General features: G+C 73.1%; 16 protein-coding genes. 12 read left to right on the forward strand and 4 right to left on the reverse strand.

The features are described 5' to 3' along the window. The first annotated feature begins 63 nt into the window (after positions 1-63). The 6 genes from ACI79Y_RS00100 (at position 64) to ACI79Y_RS00125 (ending at position 7,264) form a co-directional block, all read left to right on the forward strand. Positions 64-1,317 (forward strand): extracellular solute-binding protein, encoded by a 1,254-nt coding sequence (locus ACI79Y_RS00100; RefSeq protein WP_457156530.1) that lies wholly within the window; start codon positions 64-66, stop codon positions 1,315-1,317. Then, positions 1,314-2,273 carry a carbohydrate ABC transporter permease gene (locus ACI79Y_RS00105; RefSeq protein WP_457084957.1) on the forward strand — a complete coding sequence of 320 codons (960 nt, stop codon included), beginning with the start codon at positions 1,314-1,316 and terminating at the stop codon, positions 2,271-2,273. The genes ACI79Y_RS00100 and ACI79Y_RS00105 overlap by 4 nt, the downstream gene beginning before the upstream one ends. Beyond that, positions 2,273-3,106 carry a carbohydrate ABC transporter permease gene (locus tag ACI79Y_RS00110; protein ID WP_457156531.1) on the forward strand — a complete coding sequence of 278 codons (834 nt, stop codon included), beginning with the start codon at positions 2,273-2,275 and terminating at the stop codon, positions 3,104-3,106. The genes ACI79Y_RS00105 and ACI79Y_RS00110 overlap by 1 nt, the downstream gene beginning before the upstream one ends. A 72-nt stretch (positions 3,107-3,178) precedes the next feature. Next, on the forward strand, positions 3,179-4,441 hold the full coding sequence (locus ACI79Y_RS00115; protein ID WP_457156532.1) for an ABC transporter ATP-binding protein: 1,263 nt from the start codon (positions 3,179-3,181) through the stop codon (positions 4,439-4,441). A gap of 134 nt (positions 4,442-4,575) precedes the next feature. Then, the gene (gene pgi / locus ACI79Y_RS00120) at positions 4,576-6,204 is read left to right on the forward strand and encodes a glucose-6-phosphate isomerase (RefSeq protein WP_457156533.1); all 1,629 of its coding nucleotides are present in this window, start codon (positions 4,576-4,578) and stop codon (positions 6,202-6,204) included. A 199-nt stretch (positions 6,205-6,403) separates the two neighbouring features. Next, on the forward strand, positions 6,404-7,264 hold the full coding sequence (locus ACI79Y_RS00125) for a PspA/IM30 family protein (protein WP_457156534.1): 861 nt from the start codon (positions 6,404-6,406) through the stop codon (positions 7,262-7,264). A 64-nt stretch (positions 7,265-7,328) separates the two neighbouring features. Here the strand turns inward: ACI79Y_RS00125 and ACI79Y_RS00130 are convergent, their stop codons facing one another. Further along, complete coding sequence (locus ACI79Y_RS00130) at positions 7,329-8,180, reverse strand: Fpg/Nei family DNA glycosylase (RefSeq protein WP_457156535.1); 852 nt, start codon at positions 8,178-8,180, stop codon at positions 7,329-7,331. 173 nt (positions 8,181-8,353) lie between these two features. Between ACI79Y_RS00130 and ACI79Y_RS00135 the strand changes: the two genes are divergently transcribed. Beyond that, positions 8,354-8,935: an antibiotic biosynthesis monooxygenase gene (locus tag ACI79Y_RS00135; protein ID WP_457156536.1), complete on the forward strand. Its 582-nt coding sequence runs from the start codon at positions 8,354-8,356 to the stop codon at positions 8,933-8,935. Positions 8,936-8,953: 18 nt separating this feature from the next. Here ACI79Y_RS00135 and ACI79Y_RS00140 read toward each other — a convergent pair whose 3' ends face one another. Continuing rightward, positions 8,954-13,543 carry an ATP-dependent helicase gene (locus ACI79Y_RS00140; RefSeq protein ID WP_457156537.1) on the reverse strand — a complete coding sequence of 1,530 codons (4,590 nt, stop codon included), beginning with the start codon at positions 13,541-13,543 and terminating at the stop codon, positions 8,954-8,956. 56 nt (positions 13,544-13,599) lie between these two features. Next, positions 13,600-13,821, reverse strand: coding sequence for a hypothetical protein (locus ACI79Y_RS00145; RefSeq protein ID WP_457156538.1), 222 nt, complete (start codon positions 13,819-13,821; stop codon positions 13,600-13,602). Between the two features lie 121 nt (positions 13,822-13,942). Here ACI79Y_RS00145 and ACI79Y_RS00150 point away from each other — a divergent pair, with 121 nt between their 5' ends. The 3 genes from ACI79Y_RS00150 (at position 13,943) to ACI79Y_RS00160 (ending at position 15,786) form a co-directional block, all read left to right on the forward strand. After that, positions 13,943-14,149 carry a KTSC domain-containing protein gene (locus ACI79Y_RS00150; protein WP_457156539.1) on the forward strand — a complete coding sequence of 69 codons (207 nt, stop codon included), beginning with the start codon at positions 13,943-13,945 and terminating at the stop codon, positions 14,147-14,149. A gap of 36 nt (positions 14,150-14,185) precedes the next feature. Next, positions 14,186-15,451 carry an MFS transporter gene (locus ACI79Y_RS00155; protein WP_457156540.1) on the forward strand — a complete coding sequence of 422 codons (1,266 nt, stop codon included), beginning with the start codon at positions 14,186-14,188 and terminating at the stop codon, positions 15,449-15,451. Positions 15,452-15,591: 140 nt separating this feature from the next. Continuing rightward, complete coding sequence (locus tag ACI79Y_RS00160; protein WP_457141211.1) at positions 15,592-15,786, forward strand: DUF3046 domain-containing protein; 195 nt, start codon at positions 15,592-15,594, stop codon at positions 15,784-15,786. 25 nt (positions 15,787-15,811) lie between these two features. On the opposite strand, the gene ACI79Y_RS00165 is transcribed toward ACI79Y_RS00160, so the two are convergent. After that, a complete protein-coding gene (locus ACI79Y_RS00165) occupies positions 15,812-16,669 on the reverse strand; it encodes an NmrA family NAD(P)-binding protein (RefSeq protein WP_457156541.1) in 858 nt (285 codons plus the stop codon). Between the two features lie 104 nt (positions 16,670-16,773). Here ACI79Y_RS00165 and ACI79Y_RS00170 point away from each other — a divergent pair, with 104 nt between their 5' ends. Beyond that, a complete protein-coding gene (locus ACI79Y_RS00170) occupies positions 16,774-17,160 on the forward strand; it encodes a winged helix-turn-helix transcriptional regulator (RefSeq protein WP_457156542.1) in 387 nt (128 codons plus the stop codon). Positions 17,161-17,361: 201 nt separating this feature from the next. Continuing rightward, positions 17,362-18,402, forward strand: coding sequence for a recombinase RecA (recA, locus tag ACI79Y_RS00175; protein ID WP_457156543.1), 1,041 nt, complete (start codon positions 17,362-17,364; stop codon positions 18,400-18,402). The last annotated feature ends 4 nt before the right edge of the window (positions 18,403-18,406 follow it).

An 18,406-nucleotide genomic window follows, 5' to 3' on the forward strand; every position in this document is an offset into this window, starting at 1 on the left:
GGTCCGTCCCGGTCGGCGCCCCGGGGGGCGCTGAGGCGGGGGCTGGGCGGGGCGGCCGCGGCGGTGGTGCTGAGCTCGGCCCTGGCTGCCTGCGGCGGCGACGGGGGCGGCGCCCCCACGCTGACCTGGTACACCAACCCCGACTCGGGAGGGCAGGCGGAGATCGCCGCCCGGTGCACCGACGCGGCCGGGGGCCGCTACCGGATCGAGACCGCACAGTTGCCGCGCGAGGCATCCCAGCAACGGGAGCAGCTGATCCGGCGGCTCGCGGCGAACGACTCCTCGATCGACATCATGAGCCTGGACCCGCCGTTCATCCCCGAGTTCGCCGAGGCCGGCTTCCTGGCCGAGGTGCCCGAGGACGTCGCCGAGCGGGTGACCGAGGACGTGGTGGAGAGCGCGATCGAGGGCTCCACCTGGAACGACGAGCTGGTCGCGGTCCCGTTCTGGGCGAACACCCAGATCCTCTGGTACCGCGAGTCGGTCGCCGAGGCCGCCGGGCTGGACATGAGCCAGCCGGTCACCTGGGACCAGATCGTCCAGGCCGCGCAGGAGCAGGGCGTCCAGGTGGGCGTGCAGGGCATCCGGGCCGAGGCGCTGACCGTGTGGTTCAACGCCCTGATCGAGTCCGCGGGTGGCTCGATCATCGCGGAGAACTCGACCGACCCGTCGGAGATCGTGCTGGGCCTGGACTCCGAGGCGGGCGTGCGGGCCACCGAGGTGATGCAGATGATCGCCACCAGCGGGACGGCCGGGCCGGCGCTGTCGACGGCGAACGAGGACTCGACCGCGACCGCCTTCGAGGGCCCCGAGGGTGGGTTCAACGTCAACTACCCGTTCCTGTGGCCGCGCGCGCTGGGCGCCGTGGAGGCCGGGACGATGGACCCCTCGGTGCCCGAGGACTACGGCTGGGCGCTGTACCCGCAGGTCGACGAGGGCACCCCGAGCGCGCCCCCGTACGGCGGGATCAACCTCGGGGTCGGCGCCTTCAGCGAGCACCCGGACCTCGCCTACGAGGCGACCGAGTGCATCACCTCGACGGAGAACCAGTCGTACTACTTCGTCACCAACGGCAACCCGGCCTCGGACACCACGGTCTACGACGACCCGGCGGTGCTGGAGGAGTTCCCGATGGCCCCGGTCATCCGTGACTCGCTGGAGCAGGCGGCGCCGCGGCCGCAGACGCCCTACTACAGCGAGGTGTCCGGCGGCATCCAGCGCTCGTACCACCCGCCGTCGTCGGTCGACCCCCAGCGGACACCCGAGGAAGCGACCGAGCTCATCACCGCCGTCCTGCGGAAGGAGCAACTGCTGTGACCCAGACGACGCTCCCGCCGGTCAAGAAGACCGCGCCGGTCTCCGCGCCGGAGGGCACGACCAGCGACCGCAGTCGCGGTGAACGCCGGCTGGGCTGGCTGCTGGCCGGCCCGGCACTGGTGGTCATGCTGCTGGTGACCGCCTACCCGATCGCGCAGGCGTTCTACGAGTCGCTGTTCGACTACCGGCTCACCGACCCGGACAACCGGTCCTTCACCGGGTTCTCCAACTACGCCGTCATCCTCAGCGACTGGCTGTGGTGGCGGGCCATCCTGGTGACGCTGTTCATCACCGCGGTCACCGTCGCCGTCGAGCTGGTGCTCGGCTTCGCGCTGGCCCTGGTGATGGCGAAGGCGCTCAGCGCCATCCGCCCGGTGCTGCGCGCGGCGATCCTCATCCCGTACGCGGTGATCACCGTCGTGTCGGCGTTCGCGTGGCAGTTCGCCTTCGACATCCAGACCGGCTTCATCAACAGCTGGTTCGGGTGGATCCCGGGGATCGGTGGCGACACGGACTGGTTCGGCGGCACCTGGAGCTCGCTGTTCGTCATCTGCCTGGCGGAGATCTGGAAGACCACGCCGTTCATCTCGCTGCTGCTGCTGGCCGGGCTCGCGCAGGTGCCGGAGGTGCTGCAGGAGGCGGCCAAGGTCGACGGCGCCAGCTGGTGGCAGCGCATGCGCCGGGTCACGCTGCCCAACATGAAGGCCGCGATCATGGTGGCCCTGCTGTTCCGCACCCTGGACGCCTTCCGGGTCTTCGACAGCATCTTCATCATGACCAACGGCGCGAACGCCACCGAGTCGGTCTCGTTCCTGGCCTACCGGCAGACCATCTCGCGGTTGGAGATCGGCCTGGGGTCGGCGGTGTCGGTGCTGCTGTTCCTCGCGGTGGTGCTCATCGCGTTCAGCTTCATCAAGGGCTTCAAGGTCGATCTGTCGCAGGCGGGGGGTCGTTGATGTCCACGAAGGAACGCACCTGGTGGATCGTCGCCGGGGTGGCGATCGTGCTGTACTGCCTGGCGCCGATCGCCTGGATCGTCTCGCTGTCGTTCAAGGCGCCCAGCGACCTGGCCAACGAGTCGTTCTTCCCGACCAACGCGACGACGGAGAACTACGCGCTGATCCTCACCGGCGGGGCCAGCGACCTGTTCCTGCCGGCGCTGCGGAACTCGTTCGGGATCTGCCTGATCGCGACGTTCATCTCCTGCATCCTGGCGATGTTCGCCGCCTACGCGATCGCCCGGCTGGACTTCCCGGGCAAGAAGTTCATCCTCGGCACCGCGCTGGCGGTGGCGATCTTCCCGGTCATCTCCATCGTGACGCCACTGTTCAACCTGTGGCGGAACATCGGCCTCTACGACACCTGGCCGGGGCTGATCATCCCGTACCTGTCGCTCACCCTGCCCATCTCGATCTGGACGATGTCGGCGTTCTTCCGGGAGATCCCCTGGGAGATGGAGCAGGCCGCGCAGGTCGACGGCGCGACGAGCTGGCAGGCATTCCGCAAGGTGATCGTCCCGCTGGCCGCACCCGGGGTCTTCACCACGGCGATCATCGCCTTCTTCATCGCCTGGAACGACTTCGTCTACGGCATCTCGCTGACCTCCACCGAGGCGGCCCGGCCGGTGCCCGCAGCCCTGGGGCTGTTCTCCGGCGCCTCGCAGTTCGAGGACCCGACCGGGGCCATCGCCGCGGCGGCGGTGATCGTCACCATCCCGGTCGTCGTCCTGGTGCTGCTCTTCCAGCGGCGCATCGTCGCCGGCCTCACCAACGGCGCCGTCAAGGGCTGATCCCCGACCAGCCCCACGGCCAGCGCGCCCACCCACCGAACTGCAGACCACCCACGAAGGGGACGGACACCGATGGCCTCCATCGAGATGAACCACATCGTGAAGAAGTACGGCGACGGGTTCCCGGCGGTGAACGACGTCAGCCTGGACATCGCCGACGGCGAGTTCATGATCCTGGTCGGGCCCTCCGGCTGCGGTAAGTCGACCCTGCTGCGGATGATCGTCGGGCTGGAGGACATCACCAGCGGCGACATGGTCATCGGCGGCAAGCGGGTCAACGACCTGGCACCGCGGGAGCGCAACCTGTCGATGGTCTTCCAGAACTACGCGCTCTACCCGCACCTCACGGTCTTCGAGAACATCGCCTTCCCGCTGCGGCTGTCCAAGGTCGACGACGCCGAGGTGCAGAGGCGGGTCAACGAGGCCGCCGACGTCCTGGAGCTGCACGAGCACCTGGAGCGCAAGCCGGCGAACCTCTCCGGTGGCCAGCGCCAGCGGGTGGCGATGGGCCGGGCCATCGTGCGCCAGGCCGAGGCGTTCCTCTTCGACGAGCCGCTGTCGAACCTGGACGCGAAGCTGCGCGGCCAGATGCGCACCGAGATCGCCCGGCTGCAGCGCCGGCTGGGCATCACCACGGTGTACGTCACCCACGACCAGACCGAGGCGATGACCCTCGGCGACCGGGTCTGCGTCCTGCGCAAGGGCAAGATCCAGCAGGTCGCCTCGCCGCGGGAGCTCTACGAGCAGCCGGTGAACCTCTTCGTCGCCGGGTTCATCGGCTCCCCGCCGATGAACTTCCTGCCCGCCACTCTGGACAACCGCACGCTGACGACGCCGTTCGGGACGATCGAGCTCGACGAGCGTCGCGCCGCGGCGGTCGCCGGGCGGGACGTCCTGCTGGTGGGCATCCGGCCGGAGTACTTCGAGGACGCGTCGCTGGTCGACGAGGCCAAGCGGCCGCTCGGCTCGGTCTTCACCGCCCGGGTCGACGTCACCGAGTGGCTGGGCGACTCGCAGTTCGCCTACATCCCCTACGAGGCGCCCGAGGAGATCCGCGGCCAGCTGCGCGACCTGTCCCGGGAACTGGACGCCGAGGAGCTGCGCACCCAGGCGATCGTCTCCATCGACGCGACCAGCCGGATCCGGGAGGGGCGCGACGCCGAGTTCTGGCTGGACAGCCGCAAGGTGCACGTCTTCGACCCGGCGTCGGGGGAGAACCTCACCCGTGACGCCGAGGCCGGCGCCGAGCTGACCCGGTTGGCCGCCCAGGACCGCGAGGAGCAGGTCGCCGACGCCCAGGGGTCGATCAGCGAGCGCAGCGGCAGCGCAGCCTGACGTCGCACCGGGGCGCCGGTTCCCCGGGTGGGGGACCGGCACTCCGGTGCGGCATGCTGCCCCCGCAGCGTTTGTCCGGACCCGGTGGTGCACACCTGTGTCCTGACAGACCTCGGTCGACCCAGGAGGCAGCATTGGACATCACCGCGACCGACGAGTGGGGCGCGCTCGCCGCCCACCACGCCGCGATCGAGGGCACCACCCTGCGGCAGCTGTTCGCCGACGACCCGGGCCGGGGCCACCGCCTCACCGGCACCGCCGGCGACCTGCACGTCGACTGGTCCAAGCACCGGGTCACCGACGAGACGGTCCGGCTGCTCGTCGCGCTGGCCGAGCGGGCCGGTCTGCCCGAGCGCATCGAGGCGATGTTCCGCGGTGAGCACATCAACACCACCGAGGACCGCGCCGTCCTGCACGTCGCGCTGCGCGCCCCCGCCGACCAGCAGCTGGTGGTCGACGGGCAGGACGTGACCGCCGACGTGCACGAGGTGCTGGCGAAGATGCGCGGCTTCGCCGACCGGGTGCGGTCGGGGGAGTGGACCGGCCACACCGGGCAGCGGATCCGCGCGGTGGTCAACATCGGCATCGGCGGCTCCGACCTCGGCCCCGCGATGGCCTACACGGCGCTGGCCGACCACAGCGACCGGGACATCACCGCCCGCTTCGTGTCGAACATCGACCCGACCGACTTCGCCGAGAAGACCCGCGACCTCGATCCGGCGACCACGCTGTTCGTGGTCTGCTCCAAGACCTTCACCACGCTGGAGACGCTGACCAACGCGAAGGTGGCACGGGCCTGGCTGCTCGACTCCGGTGCCGACGAGTCCGCGGTGGCCAAGCACTTCGTCGCCGTCTCCACCAACGCCGACGCCGTCGCCGAGTTCGGCATCGACACCGACAACATGTTCGGCTTCTGGGACTGGGTGGGCGGCCGGTACTCCTTCACCTCCGCCGTCGGCCTGTCGCTGATGGTCGCGATCGGCCCGGACGCCTACGACGAGATGCTGGCCGGCTTCCACGCCGTCGACGAGCACTTCCGCCGCACGCCGCTGGCGGAGAACCTGCCGGTGCTGCAGGGCCTGCTCAACGTCTGGTACACGAACTTCTTCGGCGCCCAGACCCACGCGGTGCTGCCCTACAGCCAGTACCTGTCCCGGCTGCCGGCCTACCTGCAGCAGCTGACCATGGAGAGCAACGGCAAGTCGGTCCGCTGGGACGGCGAGCCGGTCACCACCACCACCGGCGAGGTCTACTGGGGCGAGCCGGGCACCAACGGCCAGCACGCGTTCCACCAGCTGCTGCACCAGGGCACCTCGCTGATCCCGGCGGACTTCATCGGCTTCGGTGAGCCCAACCACGACATCGCGGACATGCACGACCTGCTGATGGCGAACATGTTCGCGCAGAGCGCCGTGCTCGCCTTCGGGCGCACCGCCGAGGAGGTCGCCGCCGACGGCACCGCCGCCGACGTCGTCCCGCACAAGGTGATGCCGGGCAACCGGCCGTCGACGACGATCCTGGCGCCGAAGCTCACCCCGGCCACGCTGGGCCAGCTGGTGGCCTTCTACGAGCACACCGTCTTCACCGAGGGCGTCATCTGGCAGATCGACTCCTTCGACCAGTGGGGCGTCGAGCTGGGCAAGGTGATGGCCCGCCAGCTCGCCCCGGCGCTGACCAGCGAGGACGCTCCGGAGATCGACCAGGACGACTCCACGGTCGCGCTGGTCGAGCACTACCGGAGGCTGCGCAACCGCCCGGTCTGATGAAGGACCCCGTCCTCCTCACCCCTCGCAAGCTCGGGGCGAGCCTCGGCACGGGGCCGACGGGTACCGAGCCAGGACGACGCCCGGGGGGCCTGCGGTGGCTGACCTCCGCGATCGACTGGGACGATGATCGACGACGACGTCGCCCGTGCCGCACCATCCGCCTCCCGGCGGACCGGTGCGCCGGACAGGAGGAGCCATGCCCAACCCGTTCGTGAAGCTGTGGAAGTACCTGACGGCGTCGGCCAACCAGCAGATCGACCAGCGTGCGGACCCCAAGGTCCAGATCGCCCAGGCCATCGAGTCCGAGCAGCAGCGGCACCAGGCGCTGGCCAACCAGGCCGCGGCCGTCCTGGGCAACCAGCGTCAGCTGGAGATGCGGCTGAACCGGCAGCTGAGCGAGGTCGAGCAGATGCAGGCCTCCGCCCGGCAGGCGCTCGTCCTGGCCGACCAGTCCCGCGCTGCCGGTGACGCCGCCAAGGCCGCCGAGTACGAGCAGGCGGCGCAGGCGTTCGCCACCCAGCTGGTCAGCGCCGAGCAGGCGATGGAGGACCTCAAGCGCAGCCACGACGAGGCGCTGCAGGCCGCCGAGCAGGCCAAGGGCGCCGTGGAGACCAGCCGCATGCGGCTGCAGACCACCCTCGCCGAGCGCACCAAGCTGCTGTCCCAGCTGGAGCAGGCGAAGATGCAGGAGCGGGTCTCGGACTCGCTGCGCCAGGTCAACGAGCTGTCCGCGCCGGGCAACACCCCCAGCCTCGGCGAGGTCCGGGACAAGATCGAGGCCCGCTACGCCAACGCCCTCGGTCAGGCGGAGCTCGCGCAGGACTCCGTCGAGGGCCGGATGCTCGACGTGCAGAAGGCGACGCTGGACGTCGCCGGCTCCTCCCGGCTCGCCGAGATTCGCGCCGCGATGGGCGGGCAGCAGGCCGTGGGGGGCGGCGGCCAGCAGGCGGTCACCGGCGGGCAGTCGGCCGCGGCGATCGGCCAGGGCACGGATGCCGCCCCCGGCACCGAGCAGCAGCCGGCCGCTCAGCCGGTGGAGCGGCCCGAGCAAGCCTGAGTCCCCACCCGCAGGACACGCACCGCCCGGTGCCGGACGTCGTCCGGCACCGGGCGGTCGTCGTTCAGCGGCCGGCCAGCGTCGGCGGGTGGTCGCGCTCGCCGGTGCGGGCGGCCGGGGCGATGGGGCTGTGCGCGGCCTGGCAGCGGGGGCACCACCAGGTCACCCGCTCCTGGGTGTCCGGGCCCTGGTCGCCCAGCAGGATGGTGGTGCCGCAGCGCCGGCACGGGCGGCCCTTGCGGCCGGCGACCCAGTGGTCCTCGCCGCGGCGGGTGCTGCCGGTGGTGCTCTGCTCGTGGTGGTGCTTGTTGGCCTGCATCAGCGTGCGGGCCCGGGTGACCAGGCCGGCCAGGTCCGGGACGTCGGCCACCCGGGTCCACGGGTGCACACCGGCGAGGAACAGCGACTCGACCTTGTAGAGGTTGCCGATCCCGGCCAGGTTGCGCTGGTCGAGCAGGGCGACGCCGATCTGCTCGTCGGGGTGGCGGCGCAGCCGGCGGAGCGCCTCGTCGAGGTCCCAGTCGGGGCCGAGCACGTCGGGGCCCAGGTGGCCCACCAGCTGCGCCTCGTCGGCGGTGGGCACCAACGCCATGTCGTGCAGCCGGTAGCCGACGCACTCCCACTCGTCGGTGGCGAGCACCGCCCGGACGGCGAACGCCGGACCTCCGCGCCACGTCGCGCCGGGCCGGTAGACGTGCCAGCTGCCGTCCATCCGGTAGTGGGTGCGCAGCGTGCGCCCGTCGGCGAAGCGGATCAGCATGTGCTTCCCCCGCGGCACCACCTCGGTGACGGTGGCCCCGGTCAGGTCGACGGCGGCGAGCTGCGGCACGCGCAGCTCGCCGCGGCGGAGCGTCGCCCCGGCCAGCGCGGTGTTCATCCGCTGGCTGGCCAGCCAGACGGTGTCTCCCTCGGGCACCTGTCCATGATCCCCTGCCGCAGGCCGGGGTGCTGGGTCTCACCGCAGCGTTCGCCGGCCCGGGTGGGCGTCGTGCCGATGGTCGTGCGGCTCCCTCGTCGGGGTGGCCTGCTGTGAGTGGGCCGACAGGCGGGAAGAGCCAGCGGTCCGTCGGCGCTGGACAGGCCGTGGACGTGACCTCGCGACTGCGGCAGCTGACCGGTACCGGCGTCGTCCGGGAGCCGGCGCACGAGCCGGTCACCGTGACGGTGGCCCGCGTGGTGCGCCCCGAGCAGCACGACGCGTTCGAGCGCTGGGCCGCCGACGTGCAGGAGCTCGTCGCCACCTTCCCCGGGCACCTCGGCTCCTCGCTGCTGCGGCCCGGACCGGCCAGCGACGAGTACCACCTGGTCTACCGGTTCGCCGACGACGAGTCGCTCGCGGTCTGGGAGCGCTCCGCGCAGCGGCGGGAAGCGCTGGACCGGGTGCACCGGCTGGTGGAGGACGAGCGGGTGGCCCGCGCGGTCGGGTTGCAGACGTTCTTCGCGGTGCCGCCGCGCCCCGGCCCGGTGTGGCGGAGCTGGCTGCTGACCGTCGCCGTCGTGCTGGTGTTCACCAGCACCTTCCAGCTGCTCGCCGTGCCGTTCGTGGGTGACTGGCCGTGGCCGCTGCGGCTGCTGCTGTCGGCGGTCTACGTCGTGACGGCGCTGCGCCTGCTCATGCCGCGGCTGAGCCGCTGGCTCGCCCCCTGGCTGCAGGGTTCCCGCCGCAGCTGAGCCGGGCGCCCGCCGGGGTCAGCCGCGCAGCCGCAGACCGCGCGGGGTGGCGGCGAAGCCGGCCGCCTGCAGGGCGGCGGACAGCGCGCTCGCCTCGTGCACCGAGGCGCCGTCGGCCTTCTGCACCGTCATCCGGCCGAGTGCGCCGGAGGCGACGGCGCCGGACAGTGCGGTGGCCGCCTCCTTGAGCACCGTCTCGTCCTCGGTCCAGGACAGCAGCGTCTTGCCGCCGCGCTCGACGTAGAGCACCAGCTCGCCGTCGACCAGCACCACCAGCGCGCCCGCCTTGCGGCCGGCCCGGTGGCCGGTGCGGCGGGACCCCGTGCCCTCGCCGAGGTCGACGGCGTCCTGGTCGCCGGTGGGCCGCTCGGGCCAGGGAAGGGCCGCGCCGTAGACGTTGGCCGGGTCGGTCGCGGCGAGCACCACCGGCCCGGCCGGTGCGCGGTCCGGGCTGGCGAAGCTGCGCAGCCGGTCGACCGAGCCCGACGTGCCGAACTGCGCGGCGCCGAGGGTCTCCACGAAGTACCCCCGCCGGGCCCGGCCGTTCTCCTCGAAGGCGCGCAGCACCGGGTAGACCGCGGAGAACCCCCCGACCACCTGCTCTGCCTGCACCGCGCCGCGGGTGAGCACCCCGTGCCGCTCGAGCAGCGCCTCGGCGCGCGCGGTGGTCCGCTTGGTCGTGTTGGTCTCCAGCTCCGGCAGCGCCGACCACCGCCCGGCCATCGCCGGCGGACCGGTGCGGCTGGGCATGGCCGGGCGGCCCAGCCGGGTGCGCCCGTAGCGGGTGCGGTCGAGCCGGGCGCGGGGTGCGGTCGGCGCTCTGCGGTGGGCCCCGCCGCCGGCCAGCCGGGCGCGCAGCGGGGCGAGGGTGTCGTTGGTCAGCGCTCCGCTCCACACCAGGTCCCAGACCACATCCGACAGCGCCTGGTCGTCGGTGGCGCCGACTCGGTCCGACAGCGACCGGAAGAACAGCGCCTGCCCGCCGGCGAGCTCGTCGAGCACCTGCTGGGCGACCCCGCCTTCGAGCTGTGCGCCGCCTGGCGGCTCGGGCAGCAGCAGTGGTGCCAGGTCGGCCGGCACCAGGGTGACCCACCCGTCGCCGCCGGAGAGCCCGCCGGCGCCGGCCCAGAGCACCTCGCCGGCGCTGGTCAGCTCGTCGAGCATCGCGGGGGAGTAGTCGCGCACCCGTGAGGGCAGCACCAGCGACTCCAGCGCCGAGGCCGGCACGAGCGCCCCGGCCAGCTGCTCGACGACGGCGAGGACGCCGTCGACCCCACGCGTCCGGCCGCCCACCGACTGCCAGGACGGGGTGAACCGGGCCAGGGTGTCGACCGGCACCGGCTCGACCTCCTGGCGCAGCTTGGCCAGCGACCGCCGCCGGATCGACCGCAGCACCTCCGCGTCGCACCACTCCTGGCCGACGCCGCCGGGCCGGAACTCGCCGGTCACCAGCCGCCCGGTGCCGACCAGGCGCTGCAGCGTGGCGGTCACGACGGCGACGCCCAGCCCCAGTCGGGTGGCGACGTCGGCCGGCACGAACGGCCCGTGCGTGCGGGCGTAGCGGCCGACGAGGTCGCCGAGCGGGTCGGCCACCGGCTCGGTGAACGCCTCGGGCACCCCGACCGGCAGCGCGGTGCCCAGTGAGTCGCGCAGCCGGCCGGCGTCCTCGATGGCGACGTGCCGCTCCTCGCCGGCGATGCGCACGACGATGGCCCGCCGGGAGGCGACCAGCTCGGCCAGCCACTCGGCCGGCACTCCCCGGGGTGCGGCCTCGGCGACGGTGAGGTCACCGAGGCCGCGGAGCAGGTCGCTGGCGCCGTCGACGTCGCGGGGGTGCCGCTCTGCCGGCAGGCGCTGCAGCTCGGCCTCCACCTCGGCCATCGCGTCGGCGTCCAGCAGCTCGCGCAGCTCGGAGCGGCCCAGCAGCTCGGCGAGCAGGCCGGTGTCCAGCGCGAGGGCCTGCGCGCGGCGCTCGGCCAGCGGTGCGTCGCCCTCGTAGATGAACTGCCCGACGTAGCCGAACAGCAGGGACTGGGCGAAGGGCGAGGCGGTCTGCGTCTGCACGTCGACGACCCGCACCCGGCGGGACCGGACGTCGCGCATCAGCTCGACCAGGCCGGGCACGTCGTAGACGTCCTGCAGCACCTCGCGGACCGCCTCGAGGGTGATCGGGAACGAGGAGAACTCGCTGGCCACCGAGAGCAGCTGGGCCGCCCGCTGACGCTGCTGCCACAGCGGTGTGCGGCGGCGCGGGTCGCGGCGGGGGAGCAGCAGGGCCCGCGCGGCGCACTCGCGGAACCGGCTGGCGAACAGCGCCGAGTTGCCGACCTCGGCGGTGACCTCCCGCTCCACGTCGTCCGGGTCGAGGATCGCCAGGTCGGCCTCGGGTGCCTCGCCGGTGGTGTCGGGCAGCCGCAGCACGATGCCGTCGTCGGAGTGCATCGAGGCGACGTCGACCCCGTAGCGCTCGCGCAGCCGGGCGGCGAGCACCAGCGCCCAGGGGGCGTTGACCTGCGCGCCGAACGGGGAGTGGACGACCAGCCGCCAGTCGCCGAGCTCGTCGCGGAACCGTTCGACCAGCATCGTGCGGTCGTCGGGCAGGTGCCCGGTCGCCTGCTTCTGCTCGGCCAGGTACGCGAGCAGGTTGGCCGCGCCCCACTCGTCGAGGCCCGCGGCCCGGGCGCGCTCCGCGCCGGCCTCGGGGGCCGCGGAGCCGACCTCGCGCAGGAAGGCACCCAGCGCGCGGCCGAGCTCCAGCGGTCGGCCGAGCGTGTCACCGTGCCAGAACGGCATCTTCCCGGGCAGCCCCGGAGCGGGGCTGACGAGCACCCGGTCGTGGGTGATCTCCTCGATCCGCCAGGAGGAGGAGCCCAGCAGGAAGACGTCGCCCACCCGCGACTCGTAGACCATCTCCTCGTCGAGCTCGCCCACCCGCTTGCCCCCGGTCTCGCCGGCGCCGGAGACGAGGAAGACCCCGAACAGCCCGCGGTCGGGGATGGTGCCGCCGCTGGTGACCGCCAGCCGCTGCGCGCCGGCCCGGGCGGTGAGGGTGTCGGTGACCCGGTCCCAGATCAGCCGCGGCCGGAGCTCGGCGAAGGCGTCGGAGGGGTAGCGGCCGGCGAGCATGTCCAGCACCGCGTGCAGCGCGGAGTCGGGCAGCGAGGCGAACGCCGCCGACCGGCGCAGCACCCCGGCCACCTCGTCGACCGTGCGCGGCCGCTCGGACACCATCGCCACGACCTGCTGGGCCAGCACGTCCAGCGGGTTGCGCAGGTAGCGGGTCGACTCGATGGCCCCGGCCCGCATCCGCTCGGCGACGACGGCGCTCTGCACCAGGTCACCGCGGAACTTGGGGAAGATGACGCCCTCGCTGACCGCGCCCACCTGGTGCCCGGCGCGGCCCACCCGCTGCAGCCCGGACGCCACCGTGGGCGGGGACTCGACCTGCACCACCAGGTCGACGGCTCCCATGTCGATGCCCAGCTCCAGGGACGAGGTGGCGACGACGGCCGGGAGCCGGCCGGACTTCAGCGCCTCCTCGGTGACCGCCCGCTGCTCGCGGGAGACCGAGCCGTGGTGCGCAGCGGCGATCGGGCGGACCTCGGGCGGGAGCCCGCCACCGGCACCGGCTTGCGCCATCAGCTGGGCGGGGTTCGCTCCGTGCGGCAACGGCTCGCCCGTCGTCCGCTCGTGGTGCAGCTCGTTGAGCCGGCTGGTGAGCCGCTCGGCCAGCCGACGGGAGTTGGCGAAGACGATGGTGCTGCGGTGGGCCTCGATGAGGTCGAGCACCCGTTCCTCGACGGCCGGCCAGATCGACGTCCGCGGCTGGTTGCCCGCCGCCGAGCCCTCCAGCTCACCGGTCGGCTGCCCCAGCTGCGACATGTCCTCGACCGGGACGACGACCGACAGGTCCCACTGCTTGCTGGCCGGCGGCGCGACCACCTGCACCGGGCGGCCGCCGGCCAGGAAGGTGGAGACCTCCTCGATCGGGCGCACGGTGGCCGACAGCCCGATCCGCTGTGCCGGGCGCTCGAGCAGCTCGTCGAGCCGGTCGAGGGAGACCGCGAGGTGCGCGCCGCGCTTGGTGCCGCAGACGGCGTGCACCTCGTCGAGGACGACCGTCTCCACCCCGCGCAGCGCCTCGCGCGCCTGGCTGGTCAGCAGCAGGAACAGCGACTCGGGGGTGGTGATCAGGATGTCCGGCGGCCGGCGGGCGAAGGTGCGCCGCTCGTCGGCCGGGGTGTCGCCGGAGCGGACGCCGACGCTGATCTCCGGCCGTGGCAGTCCCAGCCGCGCGGCCGCCTGCCCGATGCCGGTCAGCGGTGCGCGCAGGTTGCGCTCGACGTCGACCGCGAGCGCCTTGAGCGGCGACACGTACAGCACCCGGCAACGGGCCAGCGGGTCCTCGGGCGGCGGGGTCGCGGCCAGCCGGTCCAGCGACCAGAGGAACGCCGCGAGCGTCTTGCCCGAACCGGTGGGGGCGACGACCAGCGCGTGCTCGCCGCTGCTGATCGCCGACCAGGCGCCCTCCTGGGCCGGTGTGGGGCCGGCGAACGCGCCGGTGAACCACGCCTGGGTGGGCGTGGAGAAGCGCTCGAGGGCGGACACGGCCCCAGTCTCCCCGGGGGTACGACAGTTCGCCGTCCTCCCTGCGCGAACAGCGTTCAGCCGGGTCGCCGGGCCTCGATCAGCTGCCGGCGGGAGTGGCAGACGAAGCCGCCCTCCCGGTCCAGCGCGGTGGCCGCGCGGGCCAGGCGCGCGGTCAGCAGCCGGGCGTAGCCCCAGCCCGGGCGCTCCTCGGTCGCCCGCCCGGCGAACCCGGTGAAGTCCCATCCGTCGACCGGGGCGGCCTCGGCCTCGGCGACCAGGTCCTCGAACGAGCGCACCGAACGAGGCTGCACGGACGGTCGACGAGTCGACAAGTGGGTTTGTCGACGGCGTCCGCACGAGATCACACTGGTGGAACTACGCCGATGTGGTTCTGGGGGACCGATGAGACGGGCACACGTGCAGTCGTCCAGCGTCCGGTCGGTGGGCTACGACCTCGACCACCAGGTGCTGGAGATCGAGTTCGCTGGCGGCGGGGTCTACGACTACCTCGACGTCCCGCCGGAGGAGGCGCTCGCGATGCTGGAGTCGGCCAGCATCGGGCGGTACGTCAACGGGGAGGTCAAACCGCGCTACCGCTGCCGCGTGGTCCGACCTGCGGCCTGACCGGAACCGCGCGACGGCTGCGGCAGACTCATCGCCGTGACCGTGCCGACGACGATCCCGGACCGGGCGGCCGCGCAGCGCCGCACGGTCGCCGTCCTCTCCGGTGCGGTGGCGCTGGGTGGACTCGGGGTGACCGTCGGCATCACCGTCGGTGGCCTCCTCGCCCGGGAGGTCGCCGGCAGCGACGCCGCGGCCGGGCTGGGGCAGACCGCGAGCGTGCTGGGCGCGGCGCTGATCGCCGTGCCACTGGCCCGGGTCAGCGACCGCGCCGGCCGGCGGGCCGGTCTCGCCCTCGGCTACGGGGTCGCCGTGCTCGGCGGCCTGGTCGTCGTCGCGGCGGCCGCGCTCTCGTCGCTGGCCCTGCTCCTGACCGGGCTGTTCCTCTTCGGGGCCGCCACGACCAGCGGGCTGCAGGCGCGGTACGCCGCCGCGGACCTGGCCGAGCCCGAGCACCGCGGCCGCGCGCTGTCGCTGGTCGTCTGGGCGACCACCATCGGCTCGGTGCTCGGGCCGAACCTGGCCGGTCCCGGGGACCACCTCGGCCGGGCCCTGGGCCTGCCGGCGCTCGGCGGTGCGTTCGTGCTGCCGGTCGTCGTGTTCGTCGCCGTCGTCCTGGGGGTCCTGGCCCTGCTGCGGCCCGACCCGCTGCTGCTGGCCCGGCGCCTCGCCGCGACCGCCCCCGCCGTCGGGCCCGCGCCCCGTGCCGGCGCGATCGGTGCCCTGCGCACCGTCTGGGCCACGCCGGACGGCCGGCTCGGGGTCACCGCCGTCGTCGTCGCGCACTCGGTGATGGTCGGGCTGATGGTCATGACGCCGGTGCACATGGGCGCGGGCGGCGAGCACGCCGACGGCTCCACGCTCCGGGTGATCGGCCTGGTGATCAGCGTGCACGTGGCCGGGATGTACCTGTTCTCCCCGGTGGTCGGCTGGCTGGCCGACCGGTTCGGCCGTTCAGCGACCGTGGCGCTGGGTGGCGCCCTGCTGCTGCTCGCGGCGCTGGTCGCCGGCACCGCCCCGCCGGGGGCGGCCTGGCAGCTGGGCGTCGGGCTGTTCCTGCTGGGGGTGGGCTGGTCGTGCGGGCTGGTGGCCGGCTCGACGCTGGTGACGGAGTCGGTCTCCGACGAGCTGCGCCCGACCGCGCAGGGGGCCACCGACCTGCTGATGGGGCTCGGGGCTGCGCTGGCCGGGGCGGTCGGCGGGCCGCTGCTGGCCGGCGGGGGCTTCGGGCTGGTGGCGGCGGTGAGCGCGGCGCTCGTCGTCCCGCTGGTGGTGGTGTGGGCGGCTCAGCGCCGGTTGCGGTAGCTCCGCCACATCAGGACCAGCCAGGCGACGAGTGCGCACACGATCGCGACCTCCAGGATCGTGTCCCAGGTCGGGGAACCGGTGCTCGGGACCATGCGCCGAGGGTAGGCCGGACGGTGGCGGTGGGTACCGTGCTCGCTGTGCGCCTGCAGGAGTTCTGGTCCCGGATGGAGCAGCAGTTCGGCTCGATGCGGTCGCAGAGCGTCGCCCGCGACCACTCGTTCGGCCCACTCGGTGGCCGGACGGCGATCGAGGCGATCGAGGCCGGGGTGCCGGTGCGCACCGTCTGGCTGGAGATCTGCAAGGCGTACGACGTCCCGCCGAAGGACCGCTGAGGACCACCGGCGGGACGCCGTCGGGTCAGCTGCCCAGGACCGTGCGGGCGTACTGCTCCAGGGTCGTCGGAGCCCGGCCGATCAGCCGGTGCAGGTCGGTGCTGCCGGTGTCCAGCGCCCCCTGGGCGATCGCCTGGTCCAGCGCCACGACGAACCCGGCGGTGGCCTCGGGCAGCCCCGCCTCGGTCAGCGTGCGCAGGTGCTCCTCGGGGCTGAGGTCCCGGTAGACGACGTCGCGGCCGGTCTGCGCCGCGACGACCGCGGCGAGGTCGGCGAGGCTGAACGCCTCGTCCCCGCCGAGCTCCAGTGCGCCGGTCTCCGGCTGGTCGGCGGTGAGGACGGCGACCGCGCCGGCCGCGTAGTCCGCCCGGGTGGCGGCGGCGATGCGCCCGCTGCCGGAGCTGCCGGTCAGCTCCCCGGTGCTGGCCGCCTGCTGGATCTGCTGGTCGTAGTTCTCCAGGTACCAGTTGTTCCGGAGCACGACGGCGGGGATGCCGGCCTCGGCGATGAGCCGCTCGGTGGCGATGTGCTCGGGGGCCAGCGGCAGCGGGGTGTCGTCGGCCCGCGTCGCGCTGGTGTAGACGACCAGCTGCGCGCCGGCCGCCTTCGCCGCCTGCAGCACGTTGCCGTGCTGGGCGACGCGCTGCCCCACCTCGCTGCCGGAGACCAGCAGCAGCCGGTCGGTGCCCTGCAGGGCCACCTCCAGGGCGGCGGGGTCGGCGTAGTCGGCCTGGCGGACCTGTACGCCGCGGTCGGTGAGGTCGGCGGCCTTGGCGGGCGTGCGCACGACGGCGACCACCTCGGTGGCGGGCACGCCCGCGTCGAGGAGGCCGAGGACGACGAGCCGGCCGAGGTGGCCACTGGCTCCGGTGACGGTGATCAAGGGACCCTCCGATGGGTGGGTGCTGCGTTGCGGGCGCTAACCAATCGTTAGTGCAGGTCGATCGCACCGTACACTCGGAGGAGGCGCTGGAGGGGGAGGGTTCCGTGGAGCAGACGGTCGAGCAGTTGGTCGCGGACGTCTTCCGGCGTGCCTGCACCTCGCGCGAGGCCCTCGAGCACGTCACCGGGAAGTGGTCGCTGCTGGCGCTCTCGGCGCTCGCCGAGTCCCCGCACCGGTTCGGCGAGCTGCGCCGGCGGATCGAGGGGGTCAGCGAGAAGATGCTGGCCCAGAGCCTGCAGACGCTGGAGCGCGACGGCTGGGTGCACCGCGAGGTGCGCTCGTCGATCCCCCCGCACGTGGAGTACCGGCTCACCGCCGCGGGGATCGAGCTGGTGCCGCACCTGCTGGCGCTCATCGAGTTCGTCGAGGGCCGGATGCCGGCCGTGCACGCCGCCCGGGACGCGGCGGACGAGGCGCGCTCCGCCCGCTGAGGGGTGCCGGCCCCCGGCCCGTGGGGCGCGTGGGACGGTCGTGCGGCGTGTCGCTGGCTTCGAACAAGTGTTCGGCCTACGGTGTCCACAGGTCCGGTGCTCGTCCACAGATGACGTCGGCCCGGCGAAACTGTCAGACCCCCGACCTAACGTCGGCGACGACCCGCAGACAGCGCACAGCGACACCCGAAGGTGGCCACCATGGCAGCAACCCTGGACCGCGACAAGGCCCTCGACATGGCCCTCGCCCAGATCGACAAGCAGTTCGGCAAGGGCTCGGTCATGCGCCTCGGCGACTCGCCCGAGATCGCCATGAAGGTCATCCCGACCGGTTCCGTCGCGCTCGACATCGCCCTCGGCATCGGCGGCCTGCCCCGCGGCCGCGTCGTCGAGGTCTACGGCCCCGAGGCCTCCGGCAAGACCACGGTCGCCCTGCACGCGGTGGCCAACGCCCAGGCCGCCGGTGGCATCGCGGCCTTCATCGACGCCGAGCACGCGCTCGACCCCGAGTACGCCCGGGCGATCGGTGTCGACACCGACGCGCTGCTGGTCAGCCAGCCCGACACCGGTGAGCAGGCGCTCGAGATCGCCGACATGCTGATCCGCTCCGGTGCGCTCGACATCATCGTCATCGACTCGGTCGCGGCGCTCGTGCCCCGCGCCGAGATCGAGGGCGAGATGGGTGACAGCCACGTCGGTCTGCAGGCCCGGCTGATGAGCCAGGCGCTGCGGAAGATCACCGGTGCGCTGAACAACTCCGGCACCACCGCGATCTTCATCAACCAGCTGCGCGAGAAGGTCGGCGTGGTCTACGGCTCGCCGGAGGTCACCACTGGTGGCCGGGCGCTGAAGTTCTACGCCTCGGTCCGTCTCGACGTCCGCCGCATCGAGACCCTCAAGCAGGGCACCGAGGCGGTCGGCAGCCGGGTCCGGGTGAAGATCGTCAAGAACAAGGTCGCCGCCCCGTTCAAGCAGGCCGAGCTCGACCTGCTCTGGGGTCACGGCTTCAGCCGTGAGGGTGGCCTCATCGACATGGGCGTGGAGCAGGGCTTCGTCCGCAAGTCCGGTGCTTGGTACACCTACGAGGGCGACCAGCTGGGCCAGGGTAAGGAGAACGCCCGCAACTTCCTGCGTGACAACCCCGACCTCGCCGACGAGATCGAGAAGAAGATCAAGGAGAAGCTCGGCATCGGTGCGCCGCTCGACGCCCCGGTCGAGAACGCCGTACCGGCCGACTTCTGATCCC

This window comes from Modestobacter sp. SYSU DS0875, from assembly GCF_054050915.1.